This is a genomic window from Salinibacterium sp. NYA9b, from assembly GCF_976973725.1.
This window is the reverse complement of the sequence record NZ_OZ333476.1, coordinates 370317-386324: the sequence shown is the minus strand read 5'-3', so window position 1 is coordinate 386324 and position 16008 is coordinate 370317. Positions and strand designations below refer to the sequence as shown.

The following is a 16008-nucleotide window of genomic DNA, read 5'->3' as shown; positions in this document are numbered from 1 at the left end:
GGGCGGCATCCATTCTCGTCAGAATCCAACGGAGGGCAACTGATGGCTAGCATCGAAGATGTTGCTCAGCGCGCTGGTGTGTCCACCGCGACCGTATCTCGGGCGCTCAGCGGCAATGGCCCCGTATCGGCGGCTGCGCGTCTCAAAGTGACGGAGGCTGCGGCCGCTCTCGACTATGTCGTCTCGTCGAGCGCGTCGAGTTTGGCATCGGGCCGCACCAAAAACGTCGGCCTGATGGTGCCGTATTTGACCCGCTGGTTCTTCACCTCCGTGGTGGAAGGCGCCCAGCAAGCATTGATGCGCCACGGCTATGACGTCACTCTCTACAACCTTTCGGGCAGCGTCGCCGAACGCGAGAAGGTCTTCGACATCTTCCTGCAACGCAAGCGCATCGACGGCATCATTACTGTTTCCCTCAAGCTCTCTCCCACCGAAGTGCAGCGACTGCATGCCCTCGACCGGCCAGCGGTCGGCGTCGGTGGCCCCATTGACGGAGTGCGCACTCTGACCTTGGATGACGACGCCGTGTCGAGCCTCGCCACCGGCCACCTGTTGGCGCTCGGCCACACCAAGATCGCTCACATCGGTGGCTCTGAAGACTACGATCTCGAATTTCACATCCCCACGAATCGGCGCCACGGCTACGAAGCTGCTCTGCGCGAAGCGGGAATTGAGCCACGACCAGAGTTCTTTGCCACCGCCGACTTCACCATTCAGGGTGGCTATCACGCCGCCAAGCAGCTGCTTGGCAACCCGCTACTGCGCCCGACGGCAATCTTCGCCTCATCGGATGAGATGGCCATCGGCTGCATCTTGGCCGCCAGAGACCTTGGCCTCGTAGTGCCGCGCGATATTTCCATCATGGGAATCGACGGCCACGAACTCTCCGAGTTCTTCGGGCTCACCACGGTGTCGCAGTCCCCGCAGGCTCAGGGCGAGCATGCCGTCGAGATCCTGATGAACCTACTCGTGCCCGGCAAGCATCCCGAGATCCCCGAAAACTCACCGATCGACTACGAGCTCATCGTGCGGTCGAGCACGAGCCGTCCACCCGAGTAGCCCCACCCAGTTCGGGTTACCTCGGGCTGTTCTCTCGTTTCGCTGTGGCACAATCAGAATCGAATGGGCCTATTGCAGGCGTCGAGAGTCTGGGGGCAGACGTGAGCACTGGGAGAGATCACTCGTCTTTGCCTGCCGACTCTCTCGATCAGATAGCGGATGACCTGCAACGACTGCGGATCGCCGCCGGAGAAGTGTCGTACTCCGAGCTTGCATCGCGCATCGCTCATCGCCGTGAGGAAAACGGCGTTAGTCCTGCCGCGGCGCGCGTCGCTCGTTCGACGGTCTTCGACATCTTCCGCACCGGACGAAGCCGCATTAATGCCGAGCTTGTGGCCGAAATTGTCATCGCCCTTGGCCGCGACGACCGTGAGGCAGAAGCCTGGCGAACTCGCTGTCTTGCGGTTCGCGTCACGGCGAAAGCGCAGACCCCGAACGCGCCGCTGAACCCCACCTCGAACCCCGATTCACGGCTCGCTTTTGTCGTCGTTTTGATGGTCGCGGCTGTCGGCCTCAACCTCTTCGGCGGCAGCGTGGTCTCAAAGTTTGAGTTGCCCATCTTTCTCGACATGATCGGAACCGCGGTCGTCGCGATCGTGCTCGGGCCTTGGCAGGGAGCCCTCGTCGGGCTCTCGACCAACGTCGTCGGGGTTTTTTCTACGGTGCCCGCGACCCTCGCCTACGCGATCGTCAATGTCGTGGGGGCGCTCGTCTGGGGTTACGGGGTGCGACTCTGGCACCTCGATAAGACCCGGCTACGTTTTTTGCTGCTCAACGTCTTAGTGGCGCTCGCCTGCACGATCACTGCTGTCCCCATCACCGTGCTGGTGTTTGGAGGCGTTGCCGGTCACGCCGGTGACGACTTTATTGCGACACTGCGGGCGATTGGCGACGGTCTGTGGGCGTCGGTCTTTACCGTCAACATCTCGATCTCACTCGCCGACAAGCTCATCACCGGCTACACGGCTCTCGCCATCATTCACCTGCTCGGCAGGCTTGGCCTGTCCGAAATCAGCCGCCGCGACGGCCCAGCGCTCAACACGCGACGCTGAGCCCCGGAGAGGTCGCCGACCGTTCGTCCTGCGTTCGCTCGCTCCCGAACTGCCGCGCGAATCGACCATCGGCCCAGCGCTGCGCGTCCTGATGGCGCGTCGCGAGTTCTGACGCTCGCTGCGCTGGTTCGAGCGACTCGAGATAGAGAGCGTCGGCGCGCGCGCAGAGGCCTGTCGCGCTCGACCACATCGTCTGTCGCGCCTGCGCGGGGGTCGTGCCTAGCTTCTCCCGCAGCTCTGCCTCGGGACCTTCGAAGGCGTGGGATAGCATTTCGGCGCGTTCCCCGAGGCGAGCGATCCACACCGATCGCATGGCGAACGTCCCGACCAGAATGACGAGCGAGAAGACAATCGCGAACGGAACGACGAAGAATCCGCCCACCGCAAGAGCCACAAGCAGGCTCTGAGCGAGCATCCGTCCTCGATCGTGGTTCTTCAGGTGTCGCGCTTTCTCCGCTACCTCGAGCGCGATCGCATGGTGGTCCGCGTTATAGGCGGTAAGCGCTCGGCGCAGCTCAGAGGTGACGGCAGCGAATTCCAGTTTGCTGATTCCCTTGAGGCGAGTGACATCGGTGCGTTCGATGATCGCGTCCAGGTCGGGCGCAACGCATGATGCGGTAACGAGCCGGCTATCCGCCTGCATCATCGCCTCGCTGAGGATGGCGGAAATAGCTCGTTTATCGTCGCTGGTGTGTGTTGTCATGCCGCCCCTGTCGGTGCTCACGGGTTTAATCGTTAGGGTTCAGTACACCCCCTGCGAGCACTGCCCCCGTGCGATTTGGATGATCCCGAACGAACCCGGACACCCCACGGATGCCGTCGCCGGGCTACTAGGAGTGGGGCTCTACGAGCCGGCGGGCGGCTTCGCGCACGGAGTCGCAGCGGGCTTTCTCGCTGCCCGCGAACTCGGGGCATCCGATGGAGCGCAGTTCTGCTGGTGCGCGCTCCCAGTTGCTGGCAACGGCCAGCAGCAGAGCGAGTAGCTCTTCGGGCTTCCACGATGAATCGACGACCCCTCGTTGCTGGGCGTCGGCGATCACTTCGAGCTTGTGCTTGTAGCCCTCGACGCGCCCTTCAGAGAATGATCCGAGCGTTTCGGCGTCGTGCAGCCAGGCCCACATGGTGACACGTTGCGCGCTCTGGTCGTTGACGAAGTAGTTGTGCAGTCGCACGGTGTATTCCACGAGATCAGCATCGATCGGAACGGCATGAGCGAGGCGGTCGAGCCCGGTCTGCATGACGTGGTCGAAGAGGGCGTCTTTGTCGCCAAACCAGGCGTAAATACGTTCCTTGCTCGCCTTCGCCGTTTCCGCGATGCGGTTAATGCGCGCACCAGCAACGCCGTACTCGGCAAATTCAGCCGCAGCTGCCTCGAGTACGCGCTGTTTTGTTTCGCGGCCGCGGAGTTGATCACGCGGCATTTCTGTCGAAACCACCAAACACCCCCTAATCGAACCGGTTGGTTTGACTTAGCCTACACGCCGACGTACTGTCGAACCAATTGGTTTGATAAGAAACCAACGGGCTCGGAAACGAGCACCATGGTTGTGTAAGGAGTCAGCATGACAAACGTATTGATGGTCCTCTCGGCAGCGTCCTCCCTGACGCTCGCTGACGAAACACAGCACCCCACCGGCGTGTGGGCAGAAGAGTTCCTTGAGCCATACCGCATCTTCACCGAAGCCGGATGGAAGGTTCAGGTAGCCAGCCCCGCAGGAGTTGCCCCCACTTTTGATGCGATCAGCCTCAGCGAAGGTGGCGTCGGTTCCGCCGAGCGCCTCGCTGACTTTGAGGCCCGCATCGTCGACCTCCAGTCTGTGCTGCAGCATCCGCTCCGCTTGGATGCCGTCAACGCGAGTGACTATGACGTGATCTTCTACCCCGGAGGCCACGGCCCCATGGAAGACCTCGCCGTCGACGACAACTCCGGCCAGCTCATTGTTGAAGCCGTGAAATCGAACACGACACTCGGTGTGCTCTGCCACGCTCCGGCAGCACTGCTGGCCGCGAACGACAAGGCAACCGGCGAATGGGTCCTCAAGGGTCGCAAGATGACGGGCTTCGCGAACACCGAAGAAGAACTCGGTGGTCTCGCCGACAAGGTCAAGTGGCTCGTCGAAACCCGCCTCGTTGAGCTGGGTGCCGACTACTCGAAGGCAGCAGAGCCTTTCGCCCCGTACGTCGTCGTTGATGGCGCGCTGTACACCGGTCAGAACCCCGCATCATCCGTCGCCGTTGCCGAGCGCATCGTCGCCGACAAGTCATAACCACACACTTCCCACTTTTCATACTTCATCAATTTCAAGGAGATTTTCATGACAACTGTTACAAGCACCCAATGGCAGCTCGCCTCACGCCCCACCGGCGTTCCGACCACCGACAACGTTGTGAAGGTTCAGATCGAGCTCCCCGAGCTCGCTGACGGCGACGTTCGCGTACGTAACACCTTCCTCTCCGTTGACCCCTACATGCGTGGTCGCATGAACGAGGGCCGCTCGTACGTTGCTCCCTTCAACCTCGGCGAGACCATGGGCGGCGCGGCCGTTGGTGAAGTCATCGAGTCGAACGACGCATCGCTGCCTGTTGGCACTCTTGTTCAGCACCAGCTCGGATGGCGCGACATCGCGCAGGCTCCTGCTGGCCAGTTCAAGGCGCTCCCGAACGTTCCCGGCATCTCGCCTTCGCTGTTCCTTAGCGTTCTCGGCATCACTGGAATCACCGCCTGGACCGGCCTCACCCAGATCGCGCACATTAAGGAAGGCGACACCGTCTTCGTTTCTGGTGCAGCGGGTGGAGTCGGCACCATGGTTGGCCAGATCGCCCGCCTCCTCGGCGCAGCACGCGTCGTCGGTTCGGCAGGCACCGATGAGAAGGTTGCACTCCTCACGAGCAAGTACGGCTACGACGCCGCCTTCAACTACAAGAATGGCGACGTTGCTGGCCAGCTGGATGCTGCAGCCCCCGACGGCATCGACGTCTACTTCGACAACGTGGGTGGCGAGCACCTCTCGGCAGCCCTCGGAGCATTCAAGGATGGCGGCCGCGTGGCAGTCTGCGGCGTCATGTCCTTGATCAATGGCAAGGATGAGGGCATCAAGAACAGCGCCAACATCGTGACCCGTGGCTTGACCATCAAGGGCTTCACCATGGGAAGCTACTTCCACCTCGCCCCCGAGTTCGGTGCGGCAATGCAGGGATGGCTCTCCGAAGGCAAGATCGCCTACGACGAAACCATCACCGATGGCATCGACAACGCGCTCGACGCCTTCAACGGCATGATGAACGGTGCAAACACCGGCAAGGCGATCGTTCGCCTCTAACCGTTTCGCGACGGCCGACCCGAACGGCACACACCACACACCTCGCGTGAAATAGAAATGCCCCGCAGCTGACGCTGCGGGGCATTTCTTAACTAACGCGCAAGTCAGGCCATCCGACGTCGCAACACAATTCCGGCGGCGAGAAGCAACGCTGCCAGTGCACCGATCGGCAGAAGCGGAGCTGAGCTGCTCGTCGCCGCGAGCATCGGCTCGGCATCCGCAGCAGCGACCGCACTCCAACCGGCGAACAGCGCGGTGTCGGCAGTGATCAGCGTGGAGAAATCGGCAAGAGTCGTCAGCGCAGCATCCGTGTACCAGCCCTCGAAGGTATAGCCGGCTGCTGTGGGCGCAGTCGGGGCCGAAATGGCGGTGCGGAACACTGCTTCTTTCGGTGCGATGGCGACGCCACGGCCGGAGAGGTCAAAAGTCACGATGGGGTTCGGGACGGCGTTGTAGCCCTGCCAGGTGGGGGTAGTGAATCCCGCTGCAGCTGCAGGATCAGCGAAGGCACTGCCGTAGTGCACAAGGGTTGGCGAAGACGCACCTAAGGCCCCGTTTAGACCCGCCGGAACGAACATTGTGGGAGCCGCGCCAAGAAATACAACGTCGGACAGCGAATCGTTGCCCTCAAACGCGCCAGCCCCGATGGCCGCGATAGACGCGGGAAAAGTGATTGAGGTGAGCAGATTGTCCTCAAAAGCAGACTCTTCGATCGTTACGAGGGAACTGCCCAATGTCACCGACGTGAGGGAGTTCTCGTAAAACGCGTACTCGCCGATCGTGGTGACAGAATCCGGAATCACCACCGTCTCTAGATCATTGTCCTCAAACGCGTCATCTCCGATAGTTTCTACCGAATTCCCGATAGTCACGGTTGTCAATCTGTTGTAGTTGAAAGCAGAATCGCCGATAGACGTCACCGAGTTGGGGATCACTGCAGAATCTAAGAAGTTGGCTTGAAACGCGGAGTTGCCGATGACTTTAACACTGCTCGGAATAACGATCGAAGTGATCCCTTCATCCCGGAACGCGGCGTAACCAATAGCAACCACGGGGTAAGTGTCGCCCGAGATCGTGACTGACGAAGGGATATCGGCATCGGTGCCGCCGCTTGCGGCTGTGGGGTTGTAGGCGGTGACGGTTGCACCAGCAGCCGGGTCAAAGTCGTCGCCCTCAAACGTCATCCCATCCTGAGTGATCAAGACGGGGAAGGCATAGGCCGGGGTCGCGGCGATAGCGGAACCAGCCGCAACCAGAGCAGACGCGACGAGGACTGCGGCGATTCGCCCCATCCTGTTCGCGGGCCGGTCGGCAATCGGCGCGGGGCTAGAGGCAGCACTATTCATCATCAGATCCACAATCAGTTCGGGTCACACGCACGTGGTTGAAATCGTCGACGCAGAGCGTGAGTAGAACCGACCCGACTAACCCTATTGGCACAGCGTAGTCAGCGTTGTTCCCCCGCCAAGTGGTCTAACTAATCTGGAGGCCTTCTGCTCGCTAACTCGTGAGTGCCGGGATGATGGCGCCCGAGAACACTTGCCACGCGAGCGCAGTCTTCGCGACCAAGCTGAGCGTGATGTAGGTGCGCTCCCCCTGCAGATAGCTCTTCCACTTTCCCACTTGCTTGTATTGCAGCCACTGGTTGAGCGCGAACGTGTTGAAGAACACGAAGAGCGAAATCACGATGCCGACGACAAAGCTGGGGGCCGCCACTTCGTTCGCACTGCCCGGTCGCAAGAAGTAGATGAGGATGAGAATCCACGGCACAACGCCGACCATCGATCCGAATACGAACGGCAGCATCCCGCCCGATCCTGGCTTCTCGTATTTCTCTTGTAAGGCGCCGAACAGAATCATCGCGGCGTTCACAGCGAAGACCGCGAAGAGGGCGGCGATATCAGTGACGCCGTTGATCGCGAGAATGAGCCAGATCATGATCGAGGAGCTGAGCGAGTACTCCGTCCAGCGGAAGTAGTTGCGACTCTCCAACAGACCCGTCTTGTAGCGCCCGAAGAACCACGGGCTCGAAACCAAAAAGTGGAAAAACGCGCTGAGCGCGAGAAAGGCCACAACGCCGACGCCGATATTGACCTCAAAAACGGTCACCCGCTCGGGCGGAATGGGCGCTCCGGGAGGGCCAGCCAAGTAGTCGGCCGTAACGGCGAACAGCACTTGAGTGCTGAGCATTGTGAGAACAATCGCAAAGCCGATGGCCTGCAGCAGGTGCAGGCTGCCCGCCACAACGTTGTAGACGCGTAGTCGGTCGACTTGTTGTTCCGGTGAATAGGTCTTCTTTGACACGGGATATTCCCTTCGACGGTAGCTGCCACGTTAGCACCGGCCGCACCAGCGAACGGGTCCTCTAGCGCGGTCGTTCTCTTCCCCTCACGGCAGCGCGGCGAGCGGCCCATTTCTGCCGACAAACACCGTGCGATCCGCAGTGCCCGGCAAAGGGTGAAGGTGCAGTTTGTGAGCGAGCGCGACCGAAGCTGCGTTGTCCGGATGCACGACCGCCACGAGCAGTAACGCCTCAATAGTGGTTCTCATATAGGCGAGCAGGGGACGCATCGCTTCGTACGCGATTCCTTGGCCCTGATACGCGGGATGAACAATCCAGCTCACCTCAAGACACCGCGCAGCGGCCGTGAGCGACCGCAGTTGCAGGGTGATCTCACCCACCAGCTCGCCGTCGTGTTCAATGGCCAACGCCAGCACGTCATCCACGCGGCGCATCTGCGTTTGCCGTGTTCTCAATTTCAGCTGTCGCAAGGAGGATCGCGCGGTGCGCTGCGGCCACGTCGTGTACTGGCGCACGTGCGGGCTTGACTGGATTTCGTGCCACCGTTCGGCGTCTGCCAACCGATGCGGGCGTAGTACCAATCGCTCGGTGCGCATGCTCGGAACACGCAGAGGCGACTCGAGCGTGGGCCGAGCATCATTTCTGGGCATGAACCTACCGAACCGATGTATCCGTCGAGCGTGCCAACCATGGTGTTCGCAGAAGTCTGACACAACCACTGACACGAATTAGTCGCGGGGATTCCGGCCCTGTAAACAGGAGGTAAATTACGCCGGATGCGCTTCCGCGTCGGGCAGAGAGCGCTCGACTGTGGGCCGCATCGTCGCCGCTGGGTCCGCAATGAGGTGCGAGAAGACGAGCTCAGCGGCACCGAGCGTGAGGATTTCGTCGCCGAAGGTCGCCGGCGCAAAACGCACTGCGAGTCCTGGTTCCTCCAACGCTGACCGTCGCATTTGCCGGGTCAGTGACTCTTCGGCCACCGCAAGCAACGACGCCAAAAACCCGCCGAGCACGATGACTTCAGGGTTGAAAATATTCACGACATTGGCGAGCGCACGGGCGAGGAAACTGATCTGGTAGTCGACAACTGCGACAACTGCTGGGTCGCCGGCGACGTAGCGCTCTTTGAGCAGGGCATCCAGCTGGTCGGGCTGCGAGAGGTCGAGACCGACCGCCTCAAGAAGCGGCTCTTGGCGCACCTCGGTTTCGAGGCATCCGATGGCCCCACAGTGGCAATCAAGACCGTTGGTGTTGACGAGAGTGTGACCGATTTCTCCGGCGTAGCCCGTGGTACCGGTCATCAGCGCACCGCCCGTGATGACGCCTCCACCGATACCACTCGCGCCACCGTTGAGATAGATCAGCTCTTGACCATCAACGCCGGCACCACGCACCGACTCGGCTACGGCACCGAGACTCGCATCGTTGGCAACATAAACGGGGTAGCCGGTCGCTTCGCGCATCATGTCGGCAATGGGTTCGTCGATCCAGCCCAGGTGTGGGGCCAGCGCCAACACTCCATCGCTCTCCCGCACCAGGGCAGGAGCGGCGATACCGATCCCTACGGTGCGGTAGTTCGAATCGAGCTCACCCTTCATCCCGGCGATGACGGCGGCAGAAATATTTACTGCTTCGCGTGCGCTGAGAAGGCGCCCGGTGTCGTAGCGAACTTGGCGGATGACGCGACCACCGAGCCCTACGAGCCCGATCGTGACGGCATCCACCTCCGGGTTCACGGTGATGGCGACGATGTGTTCGCTCGGAACGATGACAGAGCTGGGCCGCCCGACCAGACTGGTCTGGTCGGGACCGGCTTCAACGACGAGCCCCAGTTGCACAAGTTCGGCAACGAGGTCGGCGATTGTTGAGCGGTTGAGCCCTGTCTCGTGGGTCATCTTGGCGCGGGAGATACCCCCGAGCGCATGCACTCGGCCGAGAAGGATGGAGAGGTTGCGGCGACGAACAACATCAAAGTTGTTCCCTCGGAGCTCAGCTCGTACGTCCGCGTTCACTCACGTTCCTTTCGACAGTTCAGCATAGTTACTTCGAGCTGAAGGCTGCGTCAAACGCCGCTGCGGGCGGGTCGAAAGCGAGACGGCGCACGAACTCGAGAGCTTCTGGTGCTCCGATCAGGCGGTCCATTCCAGCGTCTTCCCACTCCACCGAAATGGGGCCTTCATAGCCGATCTGGTTGAGCATGCGGAAGCTACTCTCCCACGGCACGTCTCCGTGACCTGTGGAGATGAAGTCCCAACCGCGACGGCCATCAGCCCAGGCAAGAAGCGAGCCGAGCCGACCGTTCTTGCCGTTGTCCATCCGCTTCTTCGTGTCTTTGCAGTCCACGTGGTAAATGCGGTCTTTGAAGTCCCAGAGAAAGCTCACGGGGTCGAGGTCTTGCCACACGAAATGGCTGGGGTCCCAGTTGAGACCGAAGGCTTCGCGGTGGCCAATGGCTTCGAGGGTGCGCACTGTTGTCCAGTAGTCGAACGCGATCTCGGAGGGGTGCACTTCGTGAGCGAACCGCACACCGACCTCATCGAAGACGTCGAGGATGGGGTTCCAGCGGTCGGCAAAGTCTTGGTAGCCGGCATCGATTGCTTCTTGGCTCACGGGCGGGAACATCGCGACATACTTCCAGATGCTCGAGCCGGTGAACCCAATCACGGTCTTCACGCCGAGTTTCGCAGCGAGGCGGGCCGTGTTCTTCATGGCTTCGGCGGCACGCTGGCGCACACCTTCGGCATCCCCGTCGCCCCAGATTGCCGGCGGCAGGATGTCTTCGTGGCGCTGGTCAATGGGATCGTCGCAGACCGCCTGTCCCTGCAGGTGGTTAGAGATGGCCCACACCTTGAGGCCGTGCTTTTCGAGCAGGTCGAGCTTGCCTTGAACGTAAGCGGCGTCATCCCAGCGGCTGGGGTCCAGGTGGTCACCCCAACAGGCGATTTCTAGTCCGTCGTAACCCCACCCTGCGGCGAGCTCAACAACTTCTTCGAAAGGGAGGTCAGCCCACTGGCCGGTAAAGAGGGTAATTGGTCGAGTCATGGTTTTCTCCAGTTCTGCTAGATGGTTGTCCACGCGCTGCGGGCGTTGGAGCTTTCTTCGACGGCGGCGAGCACGCGTTGCACGTGAACTCCGTCATCGAAGGAGGGCGATGCGGGGCTGCCGCTGGTCACGGCGTCAACGAAGTCTTTGGCTTGGTGGCTGAACGCGTGTTCGTAGCCGAGCATGTGCCCGGCGGGCCACCAGGCTGCGATGTACGGATGCTCGGGCTCGGTCACCAGAATGGTGGTGAAGCCTTGCGTCTCTGCGGGCGCTGTCGCGTCGAAGAACTGCAGTTCGTTGAGGCGTTCGAGGTCGAAGCTGATGGCGCCAAGGGATCCGGAGATTTCGATGCGCAGACCGTTTTTGCGGCCGGTCGCGAAGCGAGTGGCTTCGAAGGATCCAAGCACTCCGCTGTCGTAGCGGCCGGTAAAGAGTGCGACGTCGTCGACGGTGACGTCGCCCATTTCGGTTCCGCCGGTGCCGCCGAGCCCGGCCGTGCTTTCGAGCACGGGGCGCTGTTTGATGATCGTTTCCATCGTTCCGGAGACCTCAACGAGGTGGGTTCCGGTGATGTATTCCGAGAGGTCGATGATGTGGGCGCCGATATCGCCGAGCGATCCTGAGCCTGCGAGGTCCTTTTGGAGGCGCCAGACGAGCGGCGTCTCGGGGTCGGTGAGCCAGTCCTGCAGGTAGCAAGCCCGCACCTGATGAATCTCACCGATCTTGCCCGCGGCCACGAGATCCCTGGCCAGCGTTGTTGCCGGAAGGCGACGGTAGGTGTGCCCCAGCATGGAGATCACCCCGTTCGTGGCCGCAGCGTTCGCGGCCGCCGCCATCAGCTCTGCTTCTTCTACCGAGTTAGCGAGCGGCTTTTCGCACAGCACGTGCTTACCCGCGTTGAGAGCGGCAATCGCGATTTCAGCGTGCGATCCACCCGGGGTCACGATGTCTACGATGTCGATGTCGTCGCGAGCGATAACTTCGCGCCAGTCGGTGGCGGTTTCTGCCCAGCCCCACTTAGTTGCGGCATCCGCCACGGCTTCGGCATTGCGTCCGACCAGCACCTGCATGTCTGGTTGGGCATCCAGATCAAAGAATCGGGGCGCAACCCTCCAGCCTTGTGAATGAGCGGCTCCCATGAAGCCGTAACCGATCATTGCAACCTTCAGGTGGCGCTTATCTGACATCGTGCGTAACCCTTTCACTTCGTTGTGTGGTTCTTTGGTCAGCTATCGCGTGCGGGATACCGACCAGAGTGCCCGCCCAGAGTATCCGGGCGGGCACTCCATTCATGCGGTTTAGGACTCGAACGCGGTCGGCAGGTACTCGTCGACGTTGTCGCTCGTGACTACCGGTGCGTTGAGAACGATGCGCTTGGGCACCTCGACCTCAACGATGTCGCTCAGCGACTTTCCCTGAGCAATCAGGCGAGCAAGACGGATGCCGTCAGCGGCCTGCGTCGACGGGTAAATTACCGTCGCCTGCAGCACGCCATCGCCCGACTGGATCTCGCGCATTGCGTTTGCGGATCCGGCGCCACCGACCATGAAGAACTCATCGCGGTCTGCGGCAGCAATGGCAGCGAGGACGCCAATTCCCTGATCGTCATCGTGGTTCCAGATCGCGTCGATCTGAGGGGCCGCGGAGAGCAACTGCGAGGTCACTGCTTCGCCGCCCTGGATGGTGAAGTCGGCAGCAACGCGGTTAGAAACCTCGAGGCCACAGGTGTCGAGTGCAGTGGCGAATCCTTCGCTGCGCGCCTGAGTAAGAGGAAGCGAGTCGATGCCGGCGATTTCTGCGATCACGGCGTCGGGGTTGTCGCCGAGCTGCTCACAAATGTAGGTTCCGGCGCTGACGCCCATGCCGTAGTTGTCACCGAGGATGGTGACGCGAGCGGCGAACGTGCTGGAGAACTCGCGGTCAACGTTGATCACGGGGATTCCGGCTTCCATCGCCTTGATGGCTACCTCGGTCAGCGCTGCGCCGTCGGTGGGCAGCAGAACGATTGCATCAACACCGTCGTTGATGAAGGTCTCGACCTGGCTGATCTGCAGGTTGGCGTCGTTGGTGCCTTCGGCAACAACGAGGTTGATGTCTTCGTACTTTTCCGCTTCTGAGATCGCGGCTGAGTTGATGGCGCCGAGCCAGCCGTGGTCGGCGGCGGGGCCAGAGAAGCCGATGGTGATGGTGTCACCGGCGGCTTCGTTTTCTTCGCTACTGGTTCCACCGGTTGTGGTGTTGTTTTCTGCGGTGCCAGCCGTGCAGCCTCCGAGTAGGCCTGCGACGGCGATCGATGCCCCCGCGGTGATGAGCAGTTTGCGGCTCATGCGAGTTGCCAACATGTACGTCCTCCTAGGTAAGTGAAATGCAGTGGTGTTCGCCAACGGGAGGTGCGTTAGCTAAACCGGATCTCACGAGGAGGGGTTTGGCTGTGTCCACATTGACGTTTGGAACAACATAACAGAGATGCATCCCGCGTCAACAGGTATTTTGGCGGGTGAGTGACCCGCAATTTCCCCCGCAGTGCTCGCAACTTCGTTCGATAAAGATGACCGGTAGGGAATGACGAATTCCCGGCATTCCGGGGCGCTACGTCTGCAAAATTCCCATTCCCCGCGGCTCCAACGTCTGATATGTTGCCACCATGATCAAAGTCGACCATGAGCCCGCATTGCTCGAGGTGCGCGGCGCCACCAAACGCTTCGGTGCGGTGCGCGCCCTCAAAGGCGTAGACATTTCCATTGCTCCCGGCGAAGTGCACGTCATCCTGGGCCAAAACGGTGCGGGCAAATCCACCCTCATCAAAATGCTCGCCGGCGTGCACACCCCCGACGAAGGCACACTGCGCTGGCACGGTGAGCTCGTCACCATCAGCAACCCTGTTGCTGCCCTCGAACTCGGCATCGCCACGATGTACCAAGAGCTGGATGTCGTCGATGGCCTCACCATCGCCGAAAACATCTACCTCGGCCACGAGATGGCTACCGGTGGGTTCTCCCAACGCTCCCGCGCCAACAAGAGCGCCACCGAGCTGCTCGATCGGCTCGGTCATGGAAACCTCTCCCCCAGCCGCGAGGTGGGATCACTCTCCCCCGCGAACAAACAGATCGTGAGCATGGCCCGCGCCCTGTCTCGCAACGCTCAACTCATCGTCATGGATGAACCATCGGCGGTGCTCGACTCTGAGGAAGTCAAGAACCTTTTCCGGGTCGTGAATGAGCTCACGGCATCCGGCGTTGCTGTCGTCTACATCTCTCACCGCCTCGAGGAGATTCGCGAAATTGGTGACCGCATCACCGTCATCAAGGATGGCCGCAGCACCGCCAATGGCCTCCCCGTCGCCGATACGTCGACGAGCGAACTCATTCGCCTGATGACGGGGCGCGACATCGACAACGTGTTCCCGGCGCGAGTGCCCGTGCCCGCGGACTCCCCTGAAGTGCTCACGGTCGAGAACCTTTCACTGAAAGGCGTCTTCGATCGCGTCGACCTGAGCGTGCGCGCGGGCGAGATTCTGGGCATCGCTGGCCTCGTCGGATCGGGCCGCTCTGAGATCCTCGAAACTATCTACGGCGCCCGCAAGCCCAGCACCGGCACCGTGCGGGTCAGCGGTTCACAACTCTCCCCCGGCTCCGTCACGGATGCGGTCGAGCATGGCGTTGGGCTCTCCCCCGAAGAACGCAAGAGCCAGGGCCTGCTCCTCGACCAGCCCATCTTCACCAACGTGACCCTCTCCTCGTTTGCCCGCTTTGCTCGCTTCGGGTTCCTCAATGAGAACGCCGAACGGGCTGCCGCTGTCGAACAAATTGAGGCACTCGAACTGCGCCCGGCCGACCCCGACAATCCTGCAGGCAGCCTCTCTGGCGGTAACCAGCAAAAGATTCTGCTGGCCCGCTGGCTCGTTCACGGAACCTCCGTGCTGCTCCTCGACGAACCAACCCGAGGAGTGGATGCCGGAGCCCGCGCCGAAATCTACGCCCTCATTCGTCGCCTGGCCGCCGCCGGCACCGCCATCATCGTCGTCTCCAGCGAGATCGAGGAAGTCCTCGGTCTCGCCGACCGCGTGCTCGTCATTGCCGACGGTCACGTACTCACCACAACAGAAGCCACCCAGATCGACGAGCACGGAGTGCTCGATCTCGTGATGAAAGGAAGTGCCGCGTGAGCGAGCAGCCCACCGTTCCCTCAGCCGAGCACCCCAACCCGGCCACGGAATCCACAGACATCGTGACCCCGAGCAGCCGCAGTTGGTTCTCGCGCGTCATGTCCAGCAGCGCCGGCCGCAACCTCGGGCTCGTTATCGCGCTACTCGTGCTGTTCGCGATTGGGGCCCTCACCGCTGGCGAACGGTTCACCAACTTTGAGAACATTCTCACCATCATCCGGTTCGCCTCGATCATCGGTGTGCTCAGCATCGGCATGACCTTCGTGATCATCGGTGGCGGCATCGACCTTTCGGTGGGTTCCGTTATGGGGCTTGCGAGCGTGATTTCGACGCTCTCGGTGATCCAGACCTTCGCCGAGCAGACGTCGTGGATCGTGATGGTTGTCGTCGCCATTCTGGTCGGCACCCTCGCCGGAATCGTCAACGGAATCGTGATCTCTTATGGCAACGTTGTCGCCTTCATGGCGACTCTCGCCATGCTCGTTGCTGCGCGTGGGTTTGCGGAGATCTTCTCCAACCGTTCAACTCAGATCGTGCGATCGCAGGAATTCATTGAAGTCTTCCGTGCCGACTTTCTGGGCATCCCCATCCTGATTTGGATCTTCATCGTGGTTGCCGCACTCGGCTGGATCCTGCTCAACCGCACCACGTTCGGTCGCCGCACGATCGCGATCGGTGGCAACCGTGAAGCAGCTCGCCTCGCCGGCCTCAAGGTCAAGCGCCACACCGTCTACCTGTATGCGATTGCTGGCATGACCGCAGGTATCGCGGCCGTCATGATTCTCGGACGCACGACCGCTGGCACCTCAACGCACGGCACTCTGTATGAACTCGACGCTATTGCTGCCGTCGTTGTCGGAGGCACCCTGCTCATCGGTGGTCGCGGAACGATTGTTGGCACCGTATTCGGCGTCCTGATTTTCGCGACCCTCACCAACGTGTTCACCCAGAACAACCTCAACACGTCGGTTCAGGCCGTCGCCAAGGGCGTCATCATCGTGCTGGCAGTTCTCCTGCAGCAACGCTTTGCCGCCCGCAATAAGCGCTAACCACGCCCCCGTTCTTTCC

At 61.2% G+C, this 16008-nt stretch carries 15 protein-coding genes; 6 read left to right on the top strand and 9 right to left on the bottom strand.

Annotation, left to right across the window (positions count from 1 at the left end):
• Positions 1 to 42: 42 nt before the first annotated feature.
• Positions 43 to 1059: a LacI family DNA-binding transcriptional regulator gene (locus tag ACWFSR_RS01890; RefSeq protein ID WP_447522926.1), complete on the top strand. Its 1017-nt coding sequence runs from the start codon at positions 43 to 45 to the stop codon at positions 1057 to 1059.
• A 101-nt stretch (positions 1060 to 1160) separates the two neighbouring features.
• Positions 1161 to 2111, top strand: coding sequence for an ECF transporter S component (locus ACWFSR_RS01885; protein WP_447522925.1), 951 nt, complete (start codon positions 1161 to 1163; stop codon positions 2109 to 2111).
• Here ACWFSR_RS01885 and ACWFSR_RS01880 read toward each other — a convergent pair.
• Entirely contained in the window at positions 2095 to 2814 is a 720-nt protein-coding gene (locus tag ACWFSR_RS01880) for a hypothetical protein (protein WP_447522924.1), read from the bottom strand. The genes ACWFSR_RS01885 and ACWFSR_RS01880 overlap by 17 nt on opposite strands.
• Before the next feature lie 127 nt (positions 2815 to 2941).
• Positions 2942 to 3547 (bottom strand): TetR/AcrR family transcriptional regulator, encoded by a 606-nt coding sequence (locus ACWFSR_RS01875; RefSeq protein WP_197108203.1) that lies wholly within the window; start codon positions 3545 to 3547, stop codon positions 2942 to 2944.
• A gap of 126 nt (positions 3548 to 3673) precedes the next feature.
• Between ACWFSR_RS01875 and ACWFSR_RS01870 the strand changes: the two genes are divergently transcribed.
• Together ACWFSR_RS01870 and ACWFSR_RS01865 are read left to right on the top strand one after the other, a co-directional pair.
• Entirely contained in the window at positions 3674 to 4378 is a 705-nt protein-coding gene (locus ACWFSR_RS01870; protein ID WP_447522923.1) for a type 1 glutamine amidotransferase domain-containing protein, read from the top strand.
• A gap of 48 nt (positions 4379 to 4426) precedes the next feature.
• On the top strand, positions 4427 to 5431 hold the full coding sequence (locus ACWFSR_RS01865) for an NADP-dependent oxidoreductase (RefSeq protein WP_197108208.1): 1005 nt from the start codon (positions 4427 to 4429) through the stop codon (positions 5429 to 5431).
• A gap of 104 nt (positions 5432 to 5535) precedes the next feature.
• On the opposite strand, the gene ACWFSR_RS01860 is transcribed toward ACWFSR_RS01865, so the two are convergent.
• From ACWFSR_RS01860 to ACWFSR_RS01830, 7 genes are all read right to left on the bottom strand, one after another.
• Positions 5536 to 6780 (bottom strand): leucine-rich repeat protein, encoded by a 1245-nt coding sequence (locus tag ACWFSR_RS01860; RefSeq protein ID WP_447522922.1) that lies wholly within the window; start codon positions 6778 to 6780, stop codon positions 5536 to 5538.
• A 151-nt stretch (positions 6781 to 6931) separates the two neighbouring features.
• Positions 6932 to 7735 carry a heliorhodopsin HeR gene (heR, locus tag ACWFSR_RS01855; RefSeq protein WP_197157206.1) on the bottom strand — a complete coding sequence of 268 codons (804 nt, stop codon included), beginning with the start codon at positions 7733 to 7735 and terminating at the stop codon, positions 6932 to 6934.
• 84 nt (positions 7736 to 7819) lie between these two features.
• Entirely contained in the window at positions 7820 to 8329 is a 510-nt protein-coding gene (locus ACWFSR_RS01850; protein ID WP_447523433.1) for a GNAT family N-acetyltransferase, read from the bottom strand.
• Between the two features lie 171 nt (positions 8330 to 8500).
• Complete coding sequence (locus ACWFSR_RS01845) at positions 8501 to 9745, bottom strand: ROK family protein (RefSeq protein ID WP_307783961.1); 1245 nt, start codon at positions 9743 to 9745, stop codon at positions 8501 to 8503.
• Between the two features lie 28 nt (positions 9746 to 9773).
• Positions 9774 to 10775, bottom strand: coding sequence for a sugar phosphate isomerase/epimerase family protein (locus ACWFSR_RS01840; protein WP_197108222.1), 1002 nt, complete (start codon positions 10773 to 10775; stop codon positions 9774 to 9776).
• Between the two features lie 17 nt (positions 10776 to 10792).
• The gene (locus ACWFSR_RS01835) at positions 10793 to 11962 is read right to left on the bottom strand and encodes a Gfo/Idh/MocA family protein (protein WP_447522921.1); all 1170 of its coding nucleotides are present in this window, start codon (positions 11960 to 11962) and stop codon (positions 10793 to 10795) included.
• Positions 11963 to 12073: 111 nt separating this feature from the next.
• Positions 12074 to 13117, bottom strand: coding sequence for a substrate-binding domain-containing protein (locus ACWFSR_RS01830; RefSeq protein WP_197108224.1), 1044 nt, complete (start codon positions 13115 to 13117; stop codon positions 12074 to 12076).
• A gap of 302 nt (positions 13118 to 13419) precedes the next feature.
• Between ACWFSR_RS01830 and ACWFSR_RS01825 the strand changes: the two genes are divergently transcribed.
• Positions 13420 to 14940, top strand: a complete 1521-nt coding sequence (locus tag ACWFSR_RS01825) for a sugar ABC transporter ATP-binding protein (RefSeq protein WP_197126086.1) — start codon at positions 13420 to 13422, stop codon at positions 14938 to 14940.
• Positions 14937 to 15989, top strand: a complete 1053-nt coding sequence (locus tag ACWFSR_RS01820) for an ABC transporter permease (protein WP_307783962.1) — start codon at positions 14937 to 14939, stop codon at positions 15987 to 15989. The genes ACWFSR_RS01825 and ACWFSR_RS01820 overlap by 4 nt, the downstream gene beginning before the upstream one ends.
• The last annotated feature ends 19 nt before the right edge of the window (positions 15990 to 16008 follow it).

What these genes read in the sequence shown, in the direction of transcription:
- ACWFSR_RS01835 (WP_447522921.1), bottom strand. Translation starts at nt 11,962, where the DNA reads ATGTCAGATAAGCGCCACCTGAAGGTTGCAATGATCGGTTACGGCTTC.
- ACWFSR_RS01830 (WP_197108224.1), bottom strand. Translation starts at nt 13,117, where the DNA reads ATGTTGGCAACTCGCATGAGCCGCAAACTGCTCATCACCGCGGGGGCA.
- ACWFSR_RS01865 (WP_197108208.1), top strand. Translation starts at nt 4,427, where the DNA reads ATGACAACTGTTACAAGCACCCAATGGCAGCTCGCCTCACGCCCCACC.
- ACWFSR_RS01890 (WP_447522926.1), top strand. Translation starts at nt 43, where the DNA reads ATGGCTAGCATCGAAGATGTTGCTCAGCGCGCTGGTGTGTCCACCGCG.
- ACWFSR_RS01840 (WP_197108222.1), bottom strand. Translation starts at nt 10,775, where the DNA reads ATGACTCGACCAATTACCCTCTTTACCGGCCAGTGGGCTGACCTCCCT.
- ACWFSR_RS01850 (WP_447523433.1), bottom strand. Translation starts at nt 8,329, where the DNA reads ATGCGCACCGAGCGATTGGTACTACGCCCGCATCGGTTGGCAGACGCC.
- ACWFSR_RS01870 (WP_447522923.1), top strand. Translation starts at nt 3,674, where the DNA reads ATGACAAACGTATTGATGGTCCTCTCGGCAGCGTCCTCCCTGACGCTC.
- ACWFSR_RS01860 (WP_447522922.1), bottom strand. Translation starts at nt 6,780, where the DNA reads ATGATGAATAGTGCTGCCTCTAGCCCCGCGCCGATTGCCGACCGGCCC.
- ACWFSR_RS01880 (WP_447522924.1), bottom strand. Translation starts at nt 2,814, where the DNA reads ATGACAACACACACCAGCGACGATAAACGAGCTATTTCCGCCATCCTC.
- ACWFSR_RS01825 (WP_197126086.1), top strand. Translation starts at nt 13,420, where the DNA reads ATGATCAAAGTCGACCATGAGCCCGCATTGCTCGAGGTGCGCGGCGCC.